Source organism: Tenacibaculum maritimum NCIMB 2154, assembly GCF_900119795.1.
Classification (GTDB): domain Bacteria; phylum Bacteroidota; class Bacteroidia; order Flavobacteriales; family Flavobacteriaceae; genus Polaribacter; species Polaribacter maritimus.
Genome location: NZ_LT634361.1, coordinates 1932474 through 1954455 on the forward strand (window position 1 = coordinate 1932474; position 21982 = coordinate 1954455).

At 30.0% G+C, this 21982-nt stretch carries 18 protein-coding genes; 10 read left to right on the forward strand and 8 right to left on the reverse strand.

Annotation, left to right across the window (positions count from 1 at the left end):
• Position 1 precedes the first annotated feature (1 nt).
• Genes MARIT_RS08595 through MARIT_RS08615 form a run of 5 tightly spaced genes read left to right on the forward strand, consistent with a single transcriptional unit; the run spans position 2 to position 6944 of the window.
• Positions 2-3091, forward strand: coding sequence for a hypothetical protein (locus MARIT_RS08595; protein ID WP_100211302.1), 3090 nt, complete (start codon positions 2-4; stop codon positions 3089-3091).
• Positions 3092-4315, forward strand: a complete 1224-nt coding sequence (locus MARIT_RS08600; protein WP_100211303.1) for a hypothetical protein — start codon at positions 3092-3094, stop codon at positions 4313-4315. It begins immediately after the preceding gene.
• A complete protein-coding gene (locus MARIT_RS08605) occupies positions 4309-5823 on the forward strand; it encodes a cellulase family glycosylhydrolase (RefSeq protein WP_100211304.1) in 1515 nt (504 codons plus the stop codon). Before MARIT_RS08600 ends, MARIT_RS08605 begins: the two co-directional genes overlap by 7 nt.
• 49 nt (positions 5824-5872) lie before the next feature.
• Positions 5873-6367: a helix-turn-helix domain-containing protein gene (locus MARIT_RS08610; protein ID WP_024742594.1), complete on the forward strand. Its 495-nt coding sequence runs from the start codon at positions 5873-5875 to the stop codon at positions 6365-6367.
• Positions 6336-6944: an IS630 family transposase gene (locus MARIT_RS08615; RefSeq protein WP_100211083.1), complete on the forward strand. Its 609-nt coding sequence runs from the start codon at positions 6336-6338 to the stop codon at positions 6942-6944. Before MARIT_RS08610 ends, MARIT_RS08615 begins: the two co-directional genes overlap by 32 nt.
• Before the next feature lie 268 nt (positions 6945-7212).
• On the opposite strand, the gene MARIT_RS08620 is transcribed toward MARIT_RS08615, so the two are convergent.
• The 3 genes from MARIT_RS08620 to MARIT_RS08630 form a co-directional block, all read right to left on the reverse strand.
• Positions 7213-8421 carry a glycosyltransferase gene (locus tag MARIT_RS08620; RefSeq protein WP_100211305.1) on the reverse strand — a complete coding sequence of 403 codons (1209 nt, stop codon included), beginning with the start codon at positions 8419-8421 and terminating at the stop codon, positions 7213-7215.
• Between the two features lie 98 nt (positions 8422-8519).
• Positions 8520-9770 (reverse strand): MATE family efflux transporter, encoded by a 1251-nt coding sequence (locus tag MARIT_RS08625; RefSeq protein WP_100211306.1) that lies wholly within the window; start codon positions 9768-9770, stop codon positions 8520-8522.
• 29 nt (positions 9771-9799) lie between these two features.
• Positions 9800-10078 carry a hypothetical protein gene (locus MARIT_RS08630; RefSeq protein WP_100211307.1) on the reverse strand — a complete coding sequence of 93 codons (279 nt, stop codon included), beginning with the start codon at positions 10076-10078 and terminating at the stop codon, positions 9800-9802.
• A 207-nt stretch (positions 10079-10285) separates the two neighbouring features.
• On the opposite strand from MARIT_RS08630, the gene MARIT_RS08635 reads away from it, so the two are divergent.
• The gene (locus tag MARIT_RS08635) at positions 10286-12385 is read left to right on the forward strand and encodes a tetratricopeptide repeat protein (protein WP_231975127.1); all 2100 of its coding nucleotides are present in this window, start codon (positions 10286-10288) and stop codon (positions 12383-12385) included.
• A gap of 58 nt (positions 12386-12443) precedes the next feature.
• On the opposite strand, the gene MARIT_RS08640 is transcribed toward MARIT_RS08635, so the two are convergent.
• From MARIT_RS08640 to MARIT_RS08660, 5 genes are read right to left on the reverse strand one after another with little or no spacing between them, the layout of a single operon-like run.
• Positions 12444-13151, reverse strand: coding sequence for a LytR/AlgR family response regulator transcription factor (locus MARIT_RS08640; RefSeq protein ID WP_024739878.1), 708 nt, complete (start codon positions 13149-13151; stop codon positions 12444-12446).
• Between the two features lie 5 nt (positions 13152-13156).
• Entirely contained in the window at positions 13157-13474 is a 318-nt protein-coding gene (locus MARIT_RS08645; protein WP_024739879.1) for a histidine kinase, read from the reverse strand.
• Positions 13475-13478: 4 nt separating this feature from the next.
• Positions 13479-15572, reverse strand: a complete 2094-nt coding sequence (locus MARIT_RS08650) for a PAS domain-containing sensor histidine kinase (protein ID WP_100211309.1) — start codon at positions 15570-15572, stop codon at positions 13479-13481.
• Positions 15569-16111 carry a heme NO-binding domain-containing protein gene (locus MARIT_RS08655; RefSeq protein ID WP_024739881.1) on the reverse strand — a complete coding sequence of 181 codons (543 nt, stop codon included), beginning with the start codon at positions 16109-16111 and terminating at the stop codon, positions 15569-15571. Before MARIT_RS08655 ends, MARIT_RS08650 begins: the two co-directional genes overlap by 4 nt.
• Positions 16112-16525, reverse strand: coding sequence for a response regulator (locus MARIT_RS08660; RefSeq protein ID WP_100211310.1), 414 nt, complete (start codon positions 16523-16525; stop codon positions 16112-16114).
• Between the two features lie 215 nt (positions 16526-16740).
• Here MARIT_RS08660 and MARIT_RS08665 point away from each other — a divergent pair, with 215 nt between their 5' ends.
• The 4 genes from MARIT_RS08665 (at position 16741) to MARIT_RS08680 (ending at position 21948) form a co-directional block, all read left to right on the forward strand.
• Entirely contained in the window at positions 16741-17097 is a 357-nt protein-coding gene (locus MARIT_RS08665; RefSeq protein WP_024739883.1) for a hypothetical protein, read from the forward strand.
• A gap of 9 nt (positions 17098-17106) precedes the next feature.
• Entirely contained in the window at positions 17107-17496 is a 390-nt protein-coding gene (locus tag MARIT_RS08670) for a YchJ family protein (RefSeq protein ID WP_231975128.1), read from the forward strand.
• A gap of 655 nt (positions 17497-18151) precedes the next feature.
• A complete protein-coding gene (locus MARIT_RS08675) occupies positions 18152-20908 on the forward strand; it encodes a metallophosphoesterase (protein ID WP_100211311.1) in 2757 nt (918 codons plus the stop codon).
• 362 nt (positions 20909-21270) lie between these two features.
• Positions 21271-21948 (forward strand): class I SAM-dependent methyltransferase, encoded by a 678-nt coding sequence (locus MARIT_RS08680; protein WP_024739886.1) that lies wholly within the window; start codon positions 21271-21273, stop codon positions 21946-21948.
• Positions 21949-21982 lie beyond the last annotated feature (34 nt).

Here is a 21982-nt window from a genome sequence, read left to right on the forward strand (position 1 = left end):
AATGAAACAACCTTCAAACAAATACCTAATATTTGCTGTACTTATTGGTATCGTATTCCATGGTACTTCTATATTTTTTACTTTAGAAAACACCTATGATGCATTAATACACCTGTTTTTTGCAGAACACTATGCTTCTAACTGGTTTGAGCCTTGGAATTTTAAATGGTACACAGGGTTTACGGTAATGAGTTATCCTCCATTAGTACACCAATCTATTGCTGCTCTTTCTTTGATTGGAGGCTTAAAGTTTGGTCTTTTTGTTGTTACTATTATAGAGGTACTATTGTTTATTACAGGGGTATATCGTTTTGCTTTTTTAATTACAGCTAATAAAAAGGCCTCTGGATATGCATCTGTTTTAGCCGTTTTTTCTTCTTCTTTTGTAGAAACTCTTCATATTTTCGGACAACTGCCTAGTATTGTAGGGATTTCTGTACTAATGCATGCTTTACCAGAAATATATATGTGGTTAAGAACAGGAAAATATAATTATCTTTTTATTTCACTTTCTTTAATTTCTGTTACGGTAACTTCACATCATGTAACTTCTATTTTTGGAATTGTATTTTTTATCTTTCCTTTAATAGGTATGGCTGTTATGGATGCTTCTCGCGAACAGGTAAAAACAGTGAAAATGGTTACTTTTAAATTGTTTTTTAAAACGTTATCGGGTTTATTTAAACGAATTATAAGTTTTGTATTGCTTTCTTTAGGGGTTATTATTGGTGCTATTTTGCCTTATTGGATTGACTCAAGAAACAATCCTATTACTCAAGTTCCTATACCACATGGCTCTCGTGATAATTTTATTGAAATATCTTCTTCTGGATTGGTTTTTTTCATAATTCCTTGGGGAATTCTACTTTTCATATTTCCTTATTTCTTTTATAGATACTTTACCAAGCGCTATTTATTCTTTGGACTTTCTTTTTCTATGTTATTTCTTCTAGGTACTGGAGGAACCACTCCTATTCCTAGAATTATATTAGGTGACAATGCCTTTAACATACTAACTTTAGATAGATTTACTCTTTGGGCTTCGATTATGTCTTTACCCTTATTTGGAGAATTCGTTTGTCGATTTGTAGAAGGTGATTTAAAAAAACTTATTCAAAAAAAGTTTGGAAGAGATTATTATAGATTGATAGGAGGAGTGCTCGCTGGTTCCTTCTTATTTATGACTGTTTTTACAATAAGTCTAGGCTATTTTAGACCGTTACAACCTCAAAAGATTAAAATGTTACCTATCGTTAACTTTTTAAATCAGGATCAACATGACCAGTGGAGGTATTTAACACTCGGTTTTGGTGATCAAATGGCATGGCTATCTGCTCTAACGAATGCAATGACTGTAGATGGAAATTACCATTCCGCAAGAAGGCTTCCTGAGTTAACTACAAGATCTATTGAACGTTTAGAAAATTCTAAATTTAAAGGAATTGCCGGAATTGGTTCTTTACAACAATTTTTAACAACTCCTGAAAAATACAATTTAAAGTATATTTTTTCTAACGATAAATTTTATGATCCTATCTTATATTTTTGTGGATGGCAACGCTTATCTAGATTAGAAAATGGTGTTTTAGTATGGGAAAAAATGAATGTTCCTCCAATAGCAACTATCATTCCTAAAGAACATATTGCCACTTGGCTAAGGTTTTTATGGGGAATTGTGCCTTTTCTAACCTTAGTAGTTGCTTTTTTACTAAATCTTCAATCAGTATTTAACCCTCAAATGAAGGTCAGCAGAGCGTTGGTTCAAAAAAACTTGAAAATAAAAAAGTTTTACTCTAATTTTTCTGAAAAGATATTGAAGATAAATCATATTTGGGCCGGTTTTTTGATTGTTTTGATACTATATAGTATGTACATCTTTTATTTGAAAAATGATACTCAACGATCTCCTGAAAATGTTATAGAGGCTTATTATGATGCTTTAGATTTTAATAAATTTGAAAAAGCACATCGACTTATAAATCCTCAAAAAAATATTTCTATTGCACAATACATGTTGGAAATCTCGGTAACGGATGGTTTGTTAAATTCTTATGCTAAGCTAGATGCTTTAGAAACTGAAGTAACTAAAAGAACTCCTCATTTAGCTACTCTAAAAGTAAAATCTTATTGGATTACTCCTTTAGAAAGAATTAATAAGATCGATTATAAAACTGTGATAAAACTAGACGGAAAATGGTTTATAGAACCAGATGATATTGATTTAGATTTACCTCCTGATCAATTATATACTGATAATAGTACCACTTATTTTAATCAAGGTAGAAAACGTATTACAACAGAGCAAACACATCATGAAGATGTCTTGAAGCAACCTGTGCTTGAGATTCTTTCTGCTAAATTAGTAAACTATAAAAGTCATTATGCTATTATTGGAGAGATTCAAAATATAGATAACGTGCCTGCGGATGTTGTTTTAAAAGGAACTTTATATAATGAAGAAAACAAAGAGTTGGCTAGTTATAATGCAAAGTATCATATGAAGCATAAACTCATGCCTAAAGAAATCACTTCTTTTAGAATCAATTTTGAAGGGATTGCTTGGTCTAGAGTTCAAGATTCCATTCCAAAAACATTTAACCCTGATGAATTTACTCCTATTCAACTAGAGGAGCAACCCACTAAATTTAACATACACGCCGCTGGAAATGTTTCTGGAGCCGATTTACACAAAAGTGCTACATTAAGTGAAGTCAACGTTTATGAAAAAATGATTACAGGAAACTTATTTAATAGCGGTATTCAAGAAATAACCATTCCTCAACTAATTTTTACTTATTATGATGATAATAAAAATATGCTATGGGTAGATCATTTATTTTTAGGGGAAGGTATTAGACAACAACGAAAGCAATATTTCGAATATGAGCTGTTAGATGATAGTTCTGTTGATGTCATAAATACTGATATGACTTACTGTTTTGTTAACGGACTTCCTAACGAAAATATATCTAATCAAATGGTTCCTAATAGAATCCAAAATCATACTAATAATAAATTCCAAAAAATAGTGCATCCTATCTATAAATTTGTTAAAATTGAAATGAATAGTTATATCGGTGAACCTAAATAAATGATACCTATTAAATATACATACCTGCTATTATTAAGCCTGTTTGTCCTATCTCCTAGTACAAGCGAAATGGCTATAGGGCTTACTGAAAGAATTTCTCTGGTAAGTAGCGCCAAAGAATACGTAGCGGGCAATACTATTATTTTAGAATTCTCAGGAACCCAAGATACTTCTATTCGGCTATATTGTACTAATAGTTATGGTAGTACTATATTAAGCTCTGAAGTTAAAAACAATCGCTTGTTTTTCTTTTTCCCTGATTATATGAGCGACAAGGCTAGTGTTATCAATTGGAAGTTATTGGCTACGGGCAAAAATGCCCTCTCTGGAAAATTCACTATTATCCCACAACCTAAACCAACTACCATGGAAACTTATTTAGGTCCACCTAGTATAGTAGCTGGTGGCAGAGATTTTTCTATGCTTGTAGTAATCCCTACTGATGCTTTAGACAATCCTATAAAAGAAAAAACTAAAGTCGTCATACAAAATCAATTTAATAAAGCTAAAAAACGTAAGCGAACTTTTACCAAAAATTTAATTTCTCATACTAAAATATATTCGCCTAAAAAAAGTGGAAGAATGTTAATTTCATCAACTTGCTTAGGCTTGGATTCAAAGGAATACAGCTTAAATGTTATGCCTTCTACTTCTTTAAATTTCAAAATATTTGCTCAACGTCATCATAAATATGCGGATGGCAATCAAATTACTACTTTCACTACTTCTATACTGAAAGATGCTAATAATAACATTGTTAGTGATGGTACTTTTGTTGAGTTTTTTATCACTAATAAAAAAGGAAATATTTTGAAAGCTATGGCTGCAACTATTAATGGAGTGGCTACAGCGCGAATGATTCATCCAGATTATGAAGAAGAATGGCGTATTAAAGCTTATGTTATTGGTATTGCCGAAAGTAATACCTTATTTTTAAAATATCAGAAAGCAGTTACTACTTTCAATGTTACTTTTTCTCATGAAAATAGAACTATTGAAGTAGGTCCTTTGAAAAGCTTTATGGATCAAATAATTCCTGATGGCTTACAAGTAAAACTGGCTGTTTATCAAAATGGAACTCTTCAGAGAGAAATGGTCAAAGAATCAAGAGATGGTTATGTAAAGTTTACATTAAATCCTAATATTTTTAGTGATGGAATGTATGGTATAGAAATCACAACAGCAGGAATTACGAGAAAATTTCAAACTAAAAAACTATGGTAAAAACAGATAGAAATATTATACGTGGACTTCTAATTTTATCTTATGTCTTCGTTATTTCAATACTATTATTTCTTATTAGTACTATCTTTAACTATTTTAATACTGGTGCTGATAGAAGTAAAATGCTCCATATTAACATCAAAAAAACAGATAAGTATTTACCTAAAATAACTTGGAAAGAAAACGGTAATGAAGGGCGTTTTATGGATTCGCAAACATTACTTGATATAGAAAATGACTATTTAGATGCTTGGCATGTAAGGCATATTGCTTATAAAACGAATAAAATTTTAAGTATTGATGACTATTATACTGAAAATGCTCAAAAAAGCATTCTCCACTTCATTGAAAAACATATAACCAATGATATTACTATTGAATCTACAACTTTAGAGCACCACCCTGATATTCTTTTTTTTAGCGAAGACGGACAATTGGTTGTTCTTGAGGATAAGAATATTCTTGAATATAAAAAAATGTATGTGGGTAATAAATTAGTAACTGAAGATACTGAGGTTGCTAATTACAAAATAATACTATTGTTAGAAGATGGTTTTTGGAGAATTCGCCATTTTGTAAAAGAAAAAACAACTTCTTATAATAAAAAATCTACTCCTGTTTCTTCTCCTTTTTTGAATATAAGAGGGATCAATTATTATCCTCAAAAAACCCCTTGGAATATGTTTGGTGAACAGTTTGATATTGATGTTATTAATAGGGATTTTGAAATTATTAGAGATGCTTGCTTAAATAGTATTAGAGTTTTTGTTCCTTATGTTGATTTTGGAAAAGCAAAAGTAAAAAAAGACAAATTAGATAAACTAACGCAAGTATTGGATAGTGCAGAAAAAAATGGATTAAAAGTAATCCTTACTCTTTTTGATTTCTATGGTAATTATGAAGTACTTGATTGGACACTAAACCACAGACACGCTGAAACCATAGTAACTGCTCTAAAAGATCATGAGGCTCTTTTAGCATGGGATATTAAAAATGAACCTAATTTAGATTTCAAATCCAGAGGTAAAAACGATGTAATAGCTTGGTTAAAACATATGATTTATCTTATAAAGTCTATTGATACTACTCACCCTATTACTATTGGTTGGTCTGATGCAGAAAGTGCAACTATTTTAAAAGATGATGTTGATTTTGTTTCTTTCCACTATTATGAGGATTTGGAAAATTTCGAAAGTATCTACCAAACACTACAGCAAAAAATTACAGATAGACCTATTGTTTTGGGTGAATTTGGGATTTCTTCTTATAGTGGGTTATGGATGCCTTTTGGCGGATCAGAAGAAGATCAGGCAGCCTATTACCAAGAAATGCAAAAAGTTATCAAAAAACACCACATCCCTTTTATGTCTTGGACGCTCTATGATTTTAAGAAAATTCCTGCTGGAGTAGTCGGAACTCGCCCTTGGCGTACAAATCCGCAAAAGGAATTCGGATTTATTAACTTAAATGGAGATAAAAAAGCTTCTTTTAAATTTATTGCAGAATAAATAATACCAATTAAACTTTAATTTAAGTTAAATTTATTATCTTTAAGGTATGGGAAGACTGACTCAAATCCGTATTAGAGAAGATTTAGACACATTAGAATCGTACAAACAAAAAGTAACCAATTTTAAGAGTTCACAAAAGCTTAAAGTTTTGTTTTTAATTAGCTCAGGAGGTTATAAAACATTAGGTCCAATAGCTAGTATCCTTTCTATCAATTATAGTACTCTTCATAGATGGTTGAAGATATATAGAGAAAAAGGAATAGATTATTATCTAAGTCCAGACAAACGTAATAGATCCTCAAAAATAATTACTCCTGCTATTCACAAGGAGTTACAGAATCTGTTGAACCAAGAAAGAGTTCAATTCAATGGTTATAAAGATGTTCAAAAGTGGTTAGAAGTAAATCACGGTGTTAAGATTGAATATCAATGGCTTTGGAAATACTTAAAAACTAAATTAGGTACTACTCTTAAAGTTCCAAGAAAAAGTAACGTTAAGAAAGATAAAGATGCTTCGGCTGAATTTTTTAAAACTTCCTGATAGGTTTAATTCGATTAGAGATAGTCTAAATAAGAATAATAGATTTGATAGCGTCAATTTATATTTTCAAGATGAATCTCGATTTGGTCTGAAGACCTTTGTAGGTAAATGTCTATCGTTAGTAGGATTAAAACCAGTAGTGTCTTACCAACATAAATTTTCTAATACTTACCTGTGGGGTAGCTATTCTCCTATAAATGGAGATAGTTTTGTGTGGGAAATTAATGGAGTAGATTCAAAAATATTTGAAGCCTATTTAGCGGCTTTTTCTCTACATAATCCTAACGAATATAAAATTGTAGTTATAGATAATGCCGCTTTTCATTCCTCAAAAAATATTAATGTGCCTGATAATATTTTTCTCTTGAGAATACCTCCGTACACACCAGAACTTAATCCCTGTGAACAAATATGGCAATATATCAAGTATCGTTTTAGAAATAAGTATTTTCAAAATATGACAGAATTAAAACAATGGTTATATCAAATTGTAAATCAAATGGACAATGAACTTATAAAATCAATTGTAGCTGATTATAGATACAAAGAAATATTTATAACGCATTTTAAAGTTTAAATCGTATAATTCTATAAACATAAAAAACTTCTTACTCTTTTAGGCTTTTTCTTAAAAAATATAAACCAATTAATCTTATTTTTAGCTACGTCAATTTACTAGAAATATCTCCACAACAATCTTTGTTTTTAATAATGCCCCAAAAAACCTCCTTACAATTTGTAAAGAGGCTTAATTTACCATAATATTCCTTCCTAAAACAATAGCTTTCAATAAGTATTTTTACAATTACTCCTTACATATTCATCTTTTAGAGTTTCTAATTTTACTATGGGGCAATTTTTTTGGATGTCTTTGCTTTAGATATCATAATTTTTTCAAACTCATTGATATACATCGCTGCTATACGTTCCATTGGAAACGCCGTTGCTGCTTTATAGTTTGCTTTCGCTATTTTTAAACGATGCGCTCCATTTGTTACTAAGGCTTCTATAGCTTTTGCTAAGCTAACAACGCTATTAGGCTCAAAAAATTCTCCTTGGTATCCTTCGTCCTGCACCAATAAAGCTAAATCTCCTAAATCAGGCATAACTACCGCTTTTCCATAACTTCCTGCTTGATGAAGTACTCCCGAGCTTCCTGTGGTAGAAGTATAGGGAAAAACCACAACAGTGCTTTCTTTAAATAAAATAGGTACCTCTTCTTCCTCTACATACCCAGTGAACCTAATTTGCGATACATCTTTATATTTTTCTTGTACTCCTGCTAAATACCCTATTACATTTGGGTTATCTGTTCCTGCAATAACTATTTCTAGATTCAATCCAGTAGTTTCTCTCACTCTTAAAACTGCTTCAATCATTATTTCTACTTTCTTATAAGTTCCGAATTTACCAAAAGCCATTATTTGCAAAGGGTCTGTTACTAAATTATAATCTGGTTCTTCTTGGGTTATTTCAAAAGTTCCATGAGGAATTTTTACAACATTACAGGTTTGGTATTTTTCTACTAGTATTTTTACATATTTCTGCATCGTTACGGCAACAATATCTGCCTTTAAAATTAATCGAGTTAACAACGTTCCTATCATAGCATATATCTTTTTTGCCAATTGATTAGAGGCAAAACCTGCCTTATTCAAATCTACCTGTTCTAAAATATTATGTAATAACACTATGGTAGGAACTCCTCTCAATTTACTAACCCATGGCAATATCAACCCTAACGCTGCTGGTATTTTTTTGTCCCCAAACTTCATAAACTGTAAATTAAATAAAACAGCATCAGGGCTCGATTTCTGAATAGCTCTAGTTATCGTAAAAATATTTAGGTAACTATTAAACTCCCAACACTCCATTACTGTTATTTTACACCCTTTTTCAGAAAAGTCAACTTCTCTTTGCTTTGAAGTTTTATCGGTTAAAAGAATTAATTCTGTTATTTTTTTGTTCTGATGAAAACTCTTTACCAAATGGTAAGCATATTCATTTAACGTTACTTTACTTGGAGGGTACGCTGTTATAATAGCTAATTTCATGGGGGATTGGTTTTATAATGGTATAAATTAAGATTTAAAAAAATTGGAGATGATACACCTCTATCGTTTACTGCTTAACAAAGCATATGCCTGAAGATTTACTTTGCTTTATCTTTATAATACTTCCATAGAAAAAAAGACAATTGCACTGCTAATAATAATGACATTGCTATAATTTGCATATGCACAACTTCCTCTAAGCTCTTATGAAAAAAAATAACGAGTACTATTTGAAGCATCCCAAAAAGCCCAGACAATATAACGGGAGTATATTCATCTATTGATAAATAATAATACGCAAAAATATTAGAAATGGCAAATACACCAGTTGCTAATGCATATTTCCACAATAAGGGAACTACTTCTAAATAATCTCCTCCAAACAATAAATAAATAATTTGATTAGGAAAAAGTAAACAACCTAAAATAATTAAAATAGTAATCAAACTAATGGCAATTACATATTTTAATAATACCGAAAGTGTAGGCTTTCCTTCTTTCTTTAATTGAACAACGGTAGGTAATAATAACATTACAAACATCCAGGCAATGAAGTAAACTACCCTTCCTATTAGCGCTAAAGAAGCATATAAACCAGCATTATATCCATCAAAGTAATGCTTTACTAGTAATATATCGCTATTGTTAATTAATATTTGCGTTAGTTCGTAAAAAGCAGTTACTATAAAAAAATTACGAACCATTTTATTTTCAATGATTCCTAATACTTTTGACGTCACAAATGATATTCTTTTGTATTTAAATGGAACCAACCCCAAAAGAAAAGAACAAAAAATACCTATTGAAACAATTAAAGAAGTATCTATTTCTAAGAGCATCAATAATCCCATCGTTAATACTAAACGACTTAGCATTTCTGCCTGGTAAGTTACCGATAGAGAGGTAAATTCTTTTTTCCCTTGTAACAATCCTCTATTGACGCTCATCATAAAATAAATAGGCACTCCTAAACCAAATACGATGAAGGTATTTACCGATGATATTTTAAAAAATGTTTGTAATTCAGAAGAAAAGATAATAATCAAAGCTCCTAATCCAATTCCTGTTGCTAGCGCATATTTGAATGTTTTAGCTATAAAAGGTTCCAAAGTATCTCCGTCAAAAGCAACTAAAAACTTAGCCGTTACTAATTGAAAGGTCATTGCAAGAAACGAGAGTACTAATAGAAAAGTTATTAGCACTGCTGCATCAGCAAATTTCTCAGGGCCTAAAAACCTCCCTAGCAAAAGATTGTATAGGTAGTTTCCTCCACTTACCAAAAGAACACTTATCATAAATAAGTGTTCTGACGTTATTTTATTTTTAACTTTTCTAGTCAATGTTATCATAGTATAGTTTGTTTTTTATTAACCAAATATTAAGCTACCTGAGAACTATTGAAGTCATCATAAATATCTTTACATCCATAACCTATAATCAAAAAGACTTTATGATTTTCTGATGCTATATAAGTAAGTTTTTTCATGGCTTTTAATCCGTCTCTATCAATCTCGATTACATGATCTATATTGATAGTTACTTTTTTATTTTGAGTAATCATATATTCAAAATGGGTTGTAAAAGGGATTACCGTGCTGGTATTGATTTTTCCGTGTAAATAGAACACTCCGTTTTTTTCTGTAATTTGTAAAGCCATAATTTTAAAGTTTTTATAATTGATTATACTACAAATCTCTTTATATATCCCTAAAAAAAATGAATTTATCGTTAAAAAACCATTTACTTTCGATGAAAGATTAAATGCTTATGCTTAAATTGCAATATCTAAAAAGATAATATGATTTTGTACAGAATAAACCTCTTCATTTTCCTCTTTATTAGTATTTCTGGTATTTCACAAAACATGAAAGACGGCTTTGCTTATTTAGATACTGGTAAATACAAACAAGCTGAATTTTTTTTTAAAAATATCTTAAAAATATATCCTACGAATAAAACAGCGAGACTTTGTTATGGTAGAGCTATTGGACTCAATGGAAATCCTAAAAAAGCACAAGTTATTTTTACGGACTTATTAAGAGATTATAGAGATGATTTCGAAGTGAAATTAAACTATGGAGAAGCGTTATTATGGAATGAAAAATTCTTTAAAGCTAAATTCTATTATAAAGATTTAGTGGATGAAAATAATCAAAGCTTTTCTGCTTTATTAGGATTAGCCAATACGCTCTCTAACCTAAAAGAATATAAAGAGGCTCTAGTGTATGTAAATAAGGCTTTAGCTGTTTCTCCAGGAAATCCAAATGCCTTAATCTCTAAAAAGTATATTTCTCTAGGATATGCTTATCAACAACAGCAATTTCAACAGTACGAATTGGCTGAAACACTTTTAAAAGAAAGTTTACTCTTAGCCCCTAATGATAAGGACATTTTATTAAATCTTGCCGATTTATATTTAATCATGGATGAACCTAGAAAGGCAGAGGCAACCTACTCTATTTTAATTGAGAGTACACAGGATATAGAAAATAAGTTAAGTGCCTTAAACGGCTTAGTATTGGCTGCTCATTTACAAGGAAAAGAAAAAAAAGCTTTAAAAATCAGCCAACTCGTATTTAATACTTTTCTAGGAGATAATATTGATAAAACGCTTGTTAGAAAGGCTACTGAGCGCTACGTTCAAGCACTAATTTGGAATAAAAAATATCAAAAGGCAGAAGCTGTTATTACTGATTTACAACGCAAAAGATCTTATAAAAACATACGCACATTACTTAGAAATAAAGAATATAAGAAAGCAGAAACTTTAACTTCTGAATTAATCAAAGAGCAATCTTATGCTAATTGGCTTCTTTCTTTAAGAGCTACTTTAAATATTTACAAGGGCAACTTTAAAAAGAGCTTATCTGACTATAATTTAGTTTTAGCAAAAGACAGCGCTTCTTTTAATGGTAACCTTGGTAAAGCTAATGCTTTAAAGGCAGCTGGATTTTATGATGAAGCTTATAAAAGTGCTGAAAACACCCTGCTTTTTTATGAAAAACAAAAAGATGCTACTGATTTTATCAAAGCTTTAAACAGAAGGTTCACTCCTTATTTTGACATCAAAGCTTCCTTTTCATTTGATAATGGAGATAATGATGCCTATTCTTGGAATGTAAGTACAGCAGTTCCTCTTTCTACTAAAGTAAGCGTATTAGGAAGCTACAAATATAGAACAACTACCAATAGTATCAGTAATACCAAAGCTATTACTAATAATTTTCATCTTGGAGCTTCCTATCAAATTTTAAATAATCTCACTTTAAAAGGTCATTTAGGATTGATTTCATCAGAAGTTATTACTAAAAAATACGATCAATTTTTAACAAATATTTCTTTTAGTTTAAAGCCTTTTAAATTACAAGACTTGGAAGTTGGGTATAAAAGAGAAATTCAAGACTTCAATGCAGCATTATTAGATAGAGAAATTATGCAGAATAATTTTTATGTCGATTATAATTTAAGTACTAATTTTAATCTAGGTTGGTTTACACAATATTATTATACATTTCAAAATGATGATAATGTAAGAAATTTATTTTTTACTTCCTTATATTATAAAGTGATAGATAATCCATTTTTAAAAACAGGAATAAACTACCAATACATTGCTTTTAAAAATCAAGTTCCTACAATATATTTTAGTCCTAGAAGATTCAATGCTGTTGAAGTGTTTTTTAATATTATAAAAGAGGAATCCCTTCTTAAAAAAAACGGCTGGTTTTATGAATTAACTGCTGCTACGGGGTTTCAATTTATTGAAAACAACAAAAGGCAAGGAACTTACAGATTTAAAGGGAAAGTAGGTTATAAACTATCTGAAATAAGCTTGCTAAATATTTATGGCACCAGAAGTAATATTGCTTCCACTACTGCTGCTGGTTTTATATTTACAGAGATGGGAATTCGTTTTAAATGGTACCTATTCGACAAACCTTTATTTAGAAAAAGACTATTTTAAACAACCTCAAAAAAATCCCCCTAATAGTCTAAAAGGGGGATTTTTAAAAATATATTTTTTACAGTAAGTTTAAGCGCTTCATTAACTCTGGTCTTTTAGACCTACTTACTGGTACAACATCTCTCTTAATCAATACGCTATTATCTTCTATATCTATTATCTTCTTTAAATTTATGATATAAGAACGATGCACTTTTAAAAATAGCGAATCAGGTAGTTTTTCTTCAATCTTCTTCAAAGTAGAATGAACAATATAATTCTTATCGTCTGTTTTTATATTTATATAATCTCCTTTTGCTTCAATAAGATAAATGCTTGGCAAATCAATTTTAATCAAACGTCTATCAATATTTACATAAAAGTCATTACTATATGTTTCTTTACGCTCATTTTCCAAGGACTTTACCTCTAAAGCCTTTTTTTTCATAACTTTTTGAATTGCTCTTTCAAAACGATCAAAAGTTACAGGTTTTAATAAATAATCCACAATACATTCGTATTGAAAAGCTTCTAATGCAAAGTTAGGATCGGAAGTTGTTAAAATTACTTGAGGAGGATTTTTTAATGTTTTGACAAAATCAAAGCCTGTAAAATCAGGCATATGAATGTCTAAAAAAATAAGATCTATTTCATTTTCGTTTAAAAATTTAATTGCTTGTAAAGCGTTGGGGAATTCATCTACAACTTGTAAAGACTCCATCTCTTTACAAAGTGTTTTAATAACGGTTCTTGCTAGTTTTTCATCATCTATAATAATACAATTCATAAAACTTAAATAGTTTTTAAATACTCAGTAATAGTTACTAGAATTTTTTCAAAATCTTGAGCTTTATCAAGTTTATGCTCTCTTAGATTATGTTCAAATTCATTGGCTAATTTGTAACTTTTCTCAAGACCTAAAATACTAATTTTATGTTTAATTTTATGAACATTCCCTTCTATTTTTTTAAAATTTCTGCTTTCTAAATTTTTATAATATTCTCTTTTTTCTTCTGGAAATTCTGTTTTAACAATATGAATAAGTTCTTTTTTGATTGCTTTATCTCCTCTTGCTAATTGTGCTATATAGGTTAAGTTTGGCTGCTCCATATAATTATTTTTTAATTGTAAAGTAAAACGTTGTTCCTTCATTAAGCTTTGAATCTAACCATATTTCTCCATCATAAAGATCTATGATTTTTTTAACGATGGAAAGCCCTATACCAGTTGACTCACTGCTTTCTTTTAGAAAATGGAAAATTTTAAAGATTTTATCGTGATATTTCTGCTCTATCCCTATTCCGTTATCTTGTATTGAGAATTGATAAAAAGATTTGTTCTCTATAAAATCTACCTGAATAATTCCTTTTTCCTTATCATTAAATTTAATTGCATTACTGATCAAATTTTGAAACAATTGTTGAAATTTTGTTATTTCTCCATTTACAACAGGCATTTTCTTAACTATTTTGATGGAAATATTTTCTGGAATAAAAAGTATTTTCTGTAAATTCTCCAAAACCTCATTCAAATCTACTTTTTGTTTTTCTACAACCGTATCAATACTTGAATAAGTAAGGACATCTGAAATTAATTGCTCCATTTTTTCTAGTGTTTCTTCAATAAGATTAAAATTACTCAATGTCATTTCATCAAACTTTCCTTCGTTATCTGATTTTATCCAAGAGGTCAAGGCATATACACTTCTTAATGGAGATTTCAAATCATGAGAAACAATATGGGCATATTCATTCAATTCATCATTACTCTTTTCTAACTTCTTTAAAAGTTGAATATTTCTAATCTCTGCTTTTTCTCGCTCTCTTATATTCAATGCACTTTTTAATTGCATAGAAATTAAACTAGCTATATTTTCTATTGTTTGTAAATGCTCTTTTGTAAAATAATTTTTATCTATATGTTCAGAATCAATAACTCCAATTACCTTGCCTTCACTAATAATAGGAACGGTTAATTCCGATAGCCGTACTTGATCATCTACAATATATCTACTGTCTTTACTTGTATTATTAACAATTTCTCCTTTTCCTGTTTTTACAACGTGCCCAACAATACCACTTTCAATTGGTAAACTTATTTTATTTATAATTTCCTTTTGTTCATTTGTTTTGGATCCAAATGCTGCTATTTGTTCTAATGTTTTTCTTCTATAATCTACCAAATAAATAACACAATCTTCAGTATCTAAATAATTCGCAATTTTCTGAGCTACCTCCCAAGCTATCTCATAAATATTAACTTTTCCTAGAATAGATTTTGCTAAATCATTAATCATATGGATAATCAAAGATCTTTCTCTTTCAAATGTAACATCCTCTACCAAAGCTACTTGACATTGTATATTTCCCGAGCGATCTCGTACTGCATTCACACTTGTTTTTGCCCATAGAATAGAATTATTCTTTCTTCGATATCTTTTATTAATAACGAAATTATCTATCTCTCCAGAATCCATTTTTTCTAAATATATTTTAGATTCTGGCAAATCTTCAGGAATAGAAATATCTTCAATGGTTAACCTTTCTAATTCTTCTTCAGAATAACCTAATAATTCTTGAAAAGATTTATTCGTTCTTAAAATCCCTCCAAACTGTGTTAATGCTATTCCTAAAGAAGAGTTTTGTACAATTATATCAAGCTCTTTTTTCTGAGCTTCCATTGCTTCAGAAGTTCTCTTCAACTCTGTAATATTCCTTATAATTCCTTGAGCTGCTACTGTTTTTTGCTTTCTATCGTAAACTAAACTAGCATTTATATGTACCCATTTAACACGATTCCTTTTAGTTACAATCCTAGCTATATAATTTGAAAATATCCCAGCTTTTTTTAATTTCTCAAAAGATTCAAATGCATATTCAGCGTCCTCTGGATATATTAAATTCATTACATTCAATCCTTCTTTTGCTATATCATAGCCAAAAAGATCTATGGCAGCGTCGTTCATTTTAAGCACATTACCACTTAAATCAATCATTAAATAAGCATCTAAGATATTTTCAAAAACACCTTGTAACTGAGAACTTTTTTTATTTAATAAGTCTTCAAGTTTCAAGTTTGTTTCTTTTAACTCTTCTGATAACGTATATAGCTCTCTCGACTTATCTTCTAAAATTTTCTCCGCTGCTTTTCTTGCCGCTTTTTCTCTTTTTAATGCACGCTTTAGTATTTCTATTTCTGATGAACTCATTCATTTTTGTTAATAATAAACTTTACTTCCGTTCCGTCTTCTTTTATCTTTTCTAAAATAATGGTGGCTGTACTATCAAAATATTCAAAAGTTTTATTCATCAACCCTAAACCAAAATGATGCATAGCTCTATTAGATTTATAAATTAATATTAGTGATTTTTCTGTTTTCTCTTTTACTATAAATGTAGGTAATTCTGCATCTGGATATATTTTTTGAACCTCAACATGAATATGATTTTCTATTGATGCAAGCATTTCTATAGGATCTTTATAGGTTTTTAAAAGCCCTGGATAACTCTCTTCTAAAACGCTAAAAAAATGCTCCGCATATATTAACAGCAAATCGTCTGTAGATACTCCTGTGTTTTTGCTTAAATTTTGAAGTAACTGTAACATTTCTGAAAAACGATATGTTCCTATAGATGTATATACTCCTCCTGATTCTAACTCAGATGCTAAAATAATTTTATCCACCATCTCTAATCCAAACTTATCTTCTACTAAGTCTAGAAATTCTGTAAAAACGATACCTTTCATTTATTTTACTTTAAATTCATTTTCACTCCAATAATTTAAAACTGCTGCTATCTTTTTAACATAATCATCATATTTTAAAGGCTTTAACATATAACCTGAGACTCCTATTTTATAGCAACTTAATAAATCTTTCTGATTGTCAGATGTTGTCAATATAATTGTTGGAATGTGCTTATAATTTTCATCATTTTTCAAAATTGATAAAAATTCTATGCCGCTGACTTTTGGCATGTTTAAATCTAATAAAATTATGTCAGGTAATTTCGTTTTATCTTCTAAAAATTTAAGTGCATCCTCCGCATTTTTGGCTTCCTTAACTGTATGCTGTAATCCTAATAATGAAATTGTTCTTTGCATTTTCATTATTTCAATAATATTATCTTCTATTAGTAGTATATCCAACTTTTTTTTCATCTCACTTATAGGTATATCTAATTTACAAAGCACAATAGTACTTCAATAGTTAGAATAAAATTCTTTTTCCCGCTTAACTAAAATTAAAGTATCGATGACTGGTTTAAAAGTATCGATAAACTATTTTTTACTAAAAAACTAAATGCCTATTTCAGTAGCTAGGATCTTTTTGTAAAACTAGTTAAAATATAGTAATTTTGTCCCTTTTACACACTATGAAAATTCAAGATTTAGTTGGAGAATACCATATCATAGGTACTAATCAGGATATAAGTTCCAATCCTTACAAAGGAATCCTCTCTTTAAAGTTAGATTTCCATAATAGAATTGTAGCCAAATGGATTATTTCCGACAACCAAGAACAATTTGGTACCGGTTTTTTTAAAAACAATATTCTTGTTATTAATTTCAACTATAAAGATGATAATAGCTATGTATATAAAGGCGTAGTTGTTTACCAATGCCTTTCTAATAATATCTTAGACGGCTTTTGGTCTGAAAAACATGGAAATCCTTTATACCTTGGGCAGGAGCGCTGCTTTAAAATATCTCATAATAAACTACTCAATTAATAGAAAAAAATGATGTTATGTCTCTGTAATTCTTCAAAAACGTATAGTAATTGTTGTAAAAAAGCTCATGATAATATTTTTACAGTAGCAACAGCAATATCTCTAATGCGCTCTAGATATACTGCTTTTGCTTTAGGAAATATCGAGTATTTACAAAAAAGCCACCATAGTAGTACTAGACCTTCTAAACGCGAAAAGGAAGAAATTCTTCAATGGACTAAAACTGTTCAATGGTTGAAATTAGAAATATTAAATACTACGCAAGGAGATATCAACTCTGATAAAGGTACCGTAGAGTTTAAGGCTTTTTTTATTGAAAATGGTATTCTCGATTGTATTCATGAGAACTCTGTCTTTTATAAAGAAAATAAACATTGGGTATATCATAGCGCTTATTAAGCTTTAAAATAGATTCAAAAAAGACTATACTCAATATCACTCCTAAATCATTCAGCAAAATTTAGCTCATCTGCGTCTCAAATGCATGGAAATCTCCCATACTTATTTATTTTCTAAAAGCATTTCAAAAATCATCTGATGTTCCTATTAAATACCTTCTAAAGTACCGAAAAGAAGCTTGCTTTCTAGCTATTTATTCTTTTGTTATAGAATATTTATGCGTAAAACTTAAACTCGCTACTCCTTATTAACTGAAGGTGGTAACTTAAGAGTTTGTTTTAATATGGCCTATTCTCTTCCTTTTAAAAATAGAAATCGTACTCTAAATCGCTTCATCAAATAGTCGCCTCATCAAATTAGGGATAATTTTACGAGGCACTCCACTTTTTTTAGTAGCTTTGCTCCCCCATAATAAAAAAACTGTATTTCCCTTCAATATATGAATACAAAAACCACCTATAACCATCTTATTATCAAGGTTATAAATGACGAAAAATCATTCATAATCAATTAACTATCTTTAGTGCCACTTCTTTTTTTAAAAGAAATAGTTAGCACTTCCATATCCTTTAAACTAATACTTACTAAATAAATAATTAAAGGTTTTATCAACAATTTAAATACCATAATACATCTTAACTATAATACCCTATTTATGAAAAAAATAAACCTCTTCTTATTGGTTCTTTTATCCTTAAACGGATCCATAGCTTTTTCTCAAACAATCATCTTTCAACAGCAAATACTTACAAGTACAGACGATGCTGAAGAAAAATTTGATGGTTCTTACGTTTCTACTTCTAGTTCTGATATTGAAATGGCTTATGATACTTGGAACGATCAAGGCTTACAAAAAATAGGCTTGCGATTTGACAAGGTTACGATTCCTTCTAATGCTACAATAACAAATGCATATATTCAATTTACAGCTAAAGGAGATACTTCTGGCACTATTGCTATGACCATCAAAGGTGAAAATACAGCGCAATCTATTCCCTTTGAAAATAAAATCTATAACATTTCCAATCGATCTACTACAAATGCTAATGTAATATGGAATCTTACCAAATCTTGGGCTGATGAAGAAACTGAAAGCATCCAAAAAACACCTAATATAAGTGCTATTGTTAGTGAAATTATTACTTCTAATGGATGGAAAAATGGGAATCCTATTACCTTTATTATTAATGGAACAGGCGATCGTTCAAACTATCGAAAAGCATATTCTTTTGACGGAAATGCTTCTCTAGCTGCTAAACTAGTGGTAGCATATACTTCAAACTCAAATCACGATCTAGCATTATCTGCCATTATTAATCCTACTACAAATAGCTACGCTAATCCTGCTACCCCTGTTCAAGTAAAAATTTCAAACTATGGAAATTCCATTGCTTCTAATTATGACGTTTCTTATTCAATAAACGGCAACTTAATTGCTACGGAAACAAGCAACACACCTCTTTCCATTGGAGAAAGCACCATATTTACGTTTACACAAACGGCCGATTTAAAAACCACTGGAAATTACAATCTAAGTGCTTCCGTTACTATTAATGATGACGAAGATACTAGCAATAATACCCTAGCTACTTCTATTTCTGTAATCAATGAAATAGAAGATATATTTTTTACCAAAGGAAGCTCTTGGCGCTATTTAGATACAGGAACAAATCCTGGAGATTTATGGAATACTTCTGATTTTAATGCTCGCTCTTGGAAAGAAGGCATTGCTCATTTCGGTTTTGGAGAGGGAGATGAAGCAACTATCATCAACGAAGGACTCGCTACCTATTATTTTAGAAAAAAAATTGACGTTCCTGATGTTACTGCATTAAATGATGTCTATCTTCATATAATACACGATGATGGCGCTATGGTTTACATTAACGGTAAGGAAGTTGTTCGTACTGAAACAATGCCTTTGGGAGTCATTGAACATACAACAACAGCAAGGCAACGCGCTAACACAACCAATGAAAATAATTTTTATACCTACAAAGTAAACGCCAGCTATTTTGTGTCAGGCACAAATACTATTGCTATTTCTATACATAATAGCAGCCTTTCTAGTAGCGATCTTTCCTTTGATTGCTATATTACTCCTAACCATACTTATCAACAAGATGGGCCTTATGTCCAATATCATGGAAATGATATTATAGTAAGTGAGGTTACTCCTAACGGACTAGTTAGCAATACTTATACTTCTAAAAGTGAAGTCACCTTAACTTGTAAACTTCCTCATATGGGAACCAGCTTCTCTTTTCCTTTAAAAACAGAAATCAATACCGAGGTTTCTGTTTATCCGACATCCCCTTCTAAATTCTTAGTCATATCTGATTTTGATGGAAATATAGAAGCTTTTACCATGCTACTAAAAGGAGAAGGGATTATTGACAATCAATTTAATTGGACTTATGAAGATGGACACCTCATTATTACAGGTGATTTATTTGATCGTGGATTTCATATAACTGAGTGTATGTGGCTGTTATACAAATTAGAATCTGAAGCCATTGCTAAAGGAGGAAAAGTACATTTAATTATAGGTAATCACGAGATGATGAACATGACTGATGACTGGAGGTATGTAGAAACCAAATACTTTAACAACGCGCATCTTATGGGGAAAAGAATGTTGGACTTATACGATGCTTCTACTGAACTCGGAAGGTGGTTAAGATCTAAAAATATTATTGAAAAAATTGGGAATTATGCATTTATGCATGGAGGAATCAGTAAAGAAGTCGCTGAATTAAACCTTACCTATGATCAAATTAATAATTATGGACGACTTGAAATGAACAGTGCTCCTTGCTACGGAGATTGTGCTACCGTTACTGGTGGTGATGGTATTTATTGGTCTAGAGATATGGCTAAAGAAACATATTCACAAGAAACAGTGGATGCTATCTTAACCCAATTTGATGTTAAACGTATTATCATAGGCCATACAAAAGATGCCTCTATACGAGCTCTTTATAACGAAAAGGTAATGGCTATTGACATGTACCATATAGATAATTTTTACGATGGTTATATGGAAGCTTTACAGTTTCAAATAGGATGTTTTTATCTATTTCATACTGATGGTATAAAAGCAAATAGTAATTATACTCAAATAGGAAATTGCGACAATACTACTTTAAATTTATTGGATGTTAATAAAGAAAATAACTTTAAAGTCTATCCAAATCCTACAAATCGTTTTTTGAATATCCAACTTCCTACAAATCTATTAGAGAATTACGCTTATACTATTGTAGATCAAACAGGAAAACAAATTGCAGCAGGTAAACTGTATTCAGCACTATCAAAAATAAAAGTTGACTCATATGCTGCTGGGAAATACATACTAACCCTAAAAAGCTCAACATCAACCATAACTGGTTATTTTATTTTAAAACGCTAAAACAATGAGTGCTATTCTCTAAAATAAGAATAGCATATTTTGCTACTATTATGGTTTAAAATTTCTATAGTTTTTTTTACAGTAGTTTTAAACCATAAATAGCATAGTGATATAATGCTATGTTAAAATTTTTATCTTATAATTTCTTCTCATTTTATATGCTTAAATTTAGTCTCTATATAAAAACTATGTCAAAAACTAAATAATACTACTTGTACTTTAAAACTATTGTAGTAAAAGATAACTTTTTTCCTCATACAAATTATAAAAATCAAGTACGATCTATACATTTGGTAGTAGTAAAAAAGAGAACGCTTACCTCAATTTCTTTAATTTACAAATAGTACTAATACTTCGCTTTAATGAAATCAACCGATATCAACCTAAAGGAAATAGAAACACAATTAAGTTGTCCCAATGGAGCATCTGGGATTAAAATTGGAGAAAACATGAATGAGTCAAATATTGGAATGACACTGGCTTCTATCAACATTTTAAACATTACAGAAAAAGATAGCCTTTTAGAAATAGGTCATGGAAATTGTGGGCATCTCAATGAACTCTTCAAAATTACAAATGATATTTCTTACACTGGGTTAGAAATATCCGAAACTATGAAAAAAGAGGCTCAAAAAATTAATAAAAAAATTATTGCTAATACGCGCACTGAATTTCACCTATACGATGGAATTACAATTCCCTTTCCTAAAAATTCATTTTCAAAAATATTTACAGTGAATACTCTTTATTTTTGGAACAATCCAACTTCTTTTTTAGCTGAAATATACCATGTATTAAAACCTTCTGGTACCTTTGTTTTAACTTTCGCTCAAAAAGAATTCATGGAAAACCTTCCTTTTGTAAAAGATAAATTTAAATTATATGACATCGAAGAAGTAAAAAAACTTATCAAAACTTCTGCTTTTTCAATTACATCAATAACTACTCGTACTGAAAGAATTAAAAGCAAAGCTGGCAACTGGGTCAACAGAATCTTCTACCTCATAAAAGTAACAAAGAATAGTTTTCCTAATGAGTAATTATAGCTAAAAAATTAGCATAACACCTTTTTTA

What these genes read in the sequence shown, in the direction of transcription:
- MARIT_RS08615 (WP_100211083.1), top strand. Translation starts at nt 6,336, where the DNA reads ATGCTTCGGCTGAATTTTTTAAAACTTCCTGATAGGTTTAATTCGATT.
- MARIT_RS08680 (WP_024739886.1), top strand. Translation starts at nt 21,271, where the DNA reads ATGAAATCAACCGATATCAACCTAAAGGAAATAGAAACACAATTAAGT.
- MARIT_RS08620 (WP_100211305.1), bottom strand. Translation starts at nt 8,421, where the DNA reads ATGAAATTAGCTATTATAACAGCGTACCCTCCAAGTAAAGTAACGTTA.
- MARIT_RS08640 (WP_024739878.1), bottom strand. Translation starts at nt 13,151, where the DNA reads ATGAATTGTATTATTATAGATGATGAAAAACTAGCAAGAACCGTTATT.
- MARIT_RS08675 (WP_100211311.1), top strand. Translation starts at nt 18,152, where the DNA reads ATGAAAAAAATAAACCTCTTCTTATTGGTTCTTTTATCCTTAAACGGA.
- MARIT_RS08630 (WP_100211307.1), bottom strand. Translation starts at nt 10,078, where the DNA reads ATGGCTTTACAAATTACAGAAAAAAACGGAGTGTTCTATTTACACGGA.
- MARIT_RS08625 (WP_100211306.1), bottom strand. Translation starts at nt 9,770, where the DNA reads ATGATAACATTGACTAGAAAAGTTAAAAATAAAATAACGTCAGAACAC.
- MARIT_RS08665 (WP_024739883.1), top strand. Translation starts at nt 16,741, where the DNA reads ATGAAAATTCAAGATTTAGTTGGAGAATACCATATCATAGGTACTAAT.
- MARIT_RS08635 (WP_231975127.1), top strand. Translation starts at nt 10,286, where the DNA reads ATGAAAGACGGCTTTGCTTATTTAGATACTGGTAAATACAAACAAGCT.
- MARIT_RS08595 (WP_100211302.1), top strand. Translation starts at nt 2, where the DNA reads ATGAAACAACCTTCAAACAAATACCTAATATTTGCTGTACTTATTGGT.
- MARIT_RS08600 (WP_100211303.1), top strand. Translation starts at nt 3,092, where the DNA reads ATGATACCTATTAAATATACATACCTGCTATTATTAAGCCTGTTTGTC.
- MARIT_RS08645 (WP_024739879.1), bottom strand. Translation starts at nt 13,474, where the DNA reads ATGGAGCAGCCAAACTTAACCTATATAGCACAATTAGCAAGAGGAGAT.
- MARIT_RS08660 (WP_100211310.1), bottom strand. Translation starts at nt 16,525, where the DNA reads ATGAAAAAAAAGTTGGATATACTACTAATAGAAGATAATATTATTGAA.
- MARIT_RS08655 (WP_024739881.1), bottom strand. Translation starts at nt 16,111, where the DNA reads ATGAAAGGTATCGTTTTTACAGAATTTCTAGACTTAGTAGAAGATAAG.
- MARIT_RS08650 (WP_100211309.1), bottom strand. Translation starts at nt 15,572, where the DNA reads ATGAGTTCATCAGAAATAGAAATACTAAAGCGTGCATTAAAAAGAGAA.
- MARIT_RS08670 (WP_231975128.1), top strand. Translation starts at nt 17,107, where the DNA reads ATGATGTTATGTCTCTGTAATTCTTCAAAAACGTATAGTAATTGTTGT.
- MARIT_RS08605 (WP_100211304.1), top strand. Translation starts at nt 4,309, where the DNA reads ATGGTAAAAACAGATAGAAATATTATACGTGGACTTCTAATTTTATCT.
- MARIT_RS08610 (WP_024742594.1), top strand. Translation starts at nt 5,873, where the DNA reads ATGGGAAGACTGACTCAAATCCGTATTAGAGAAGATTTAGACACATTA.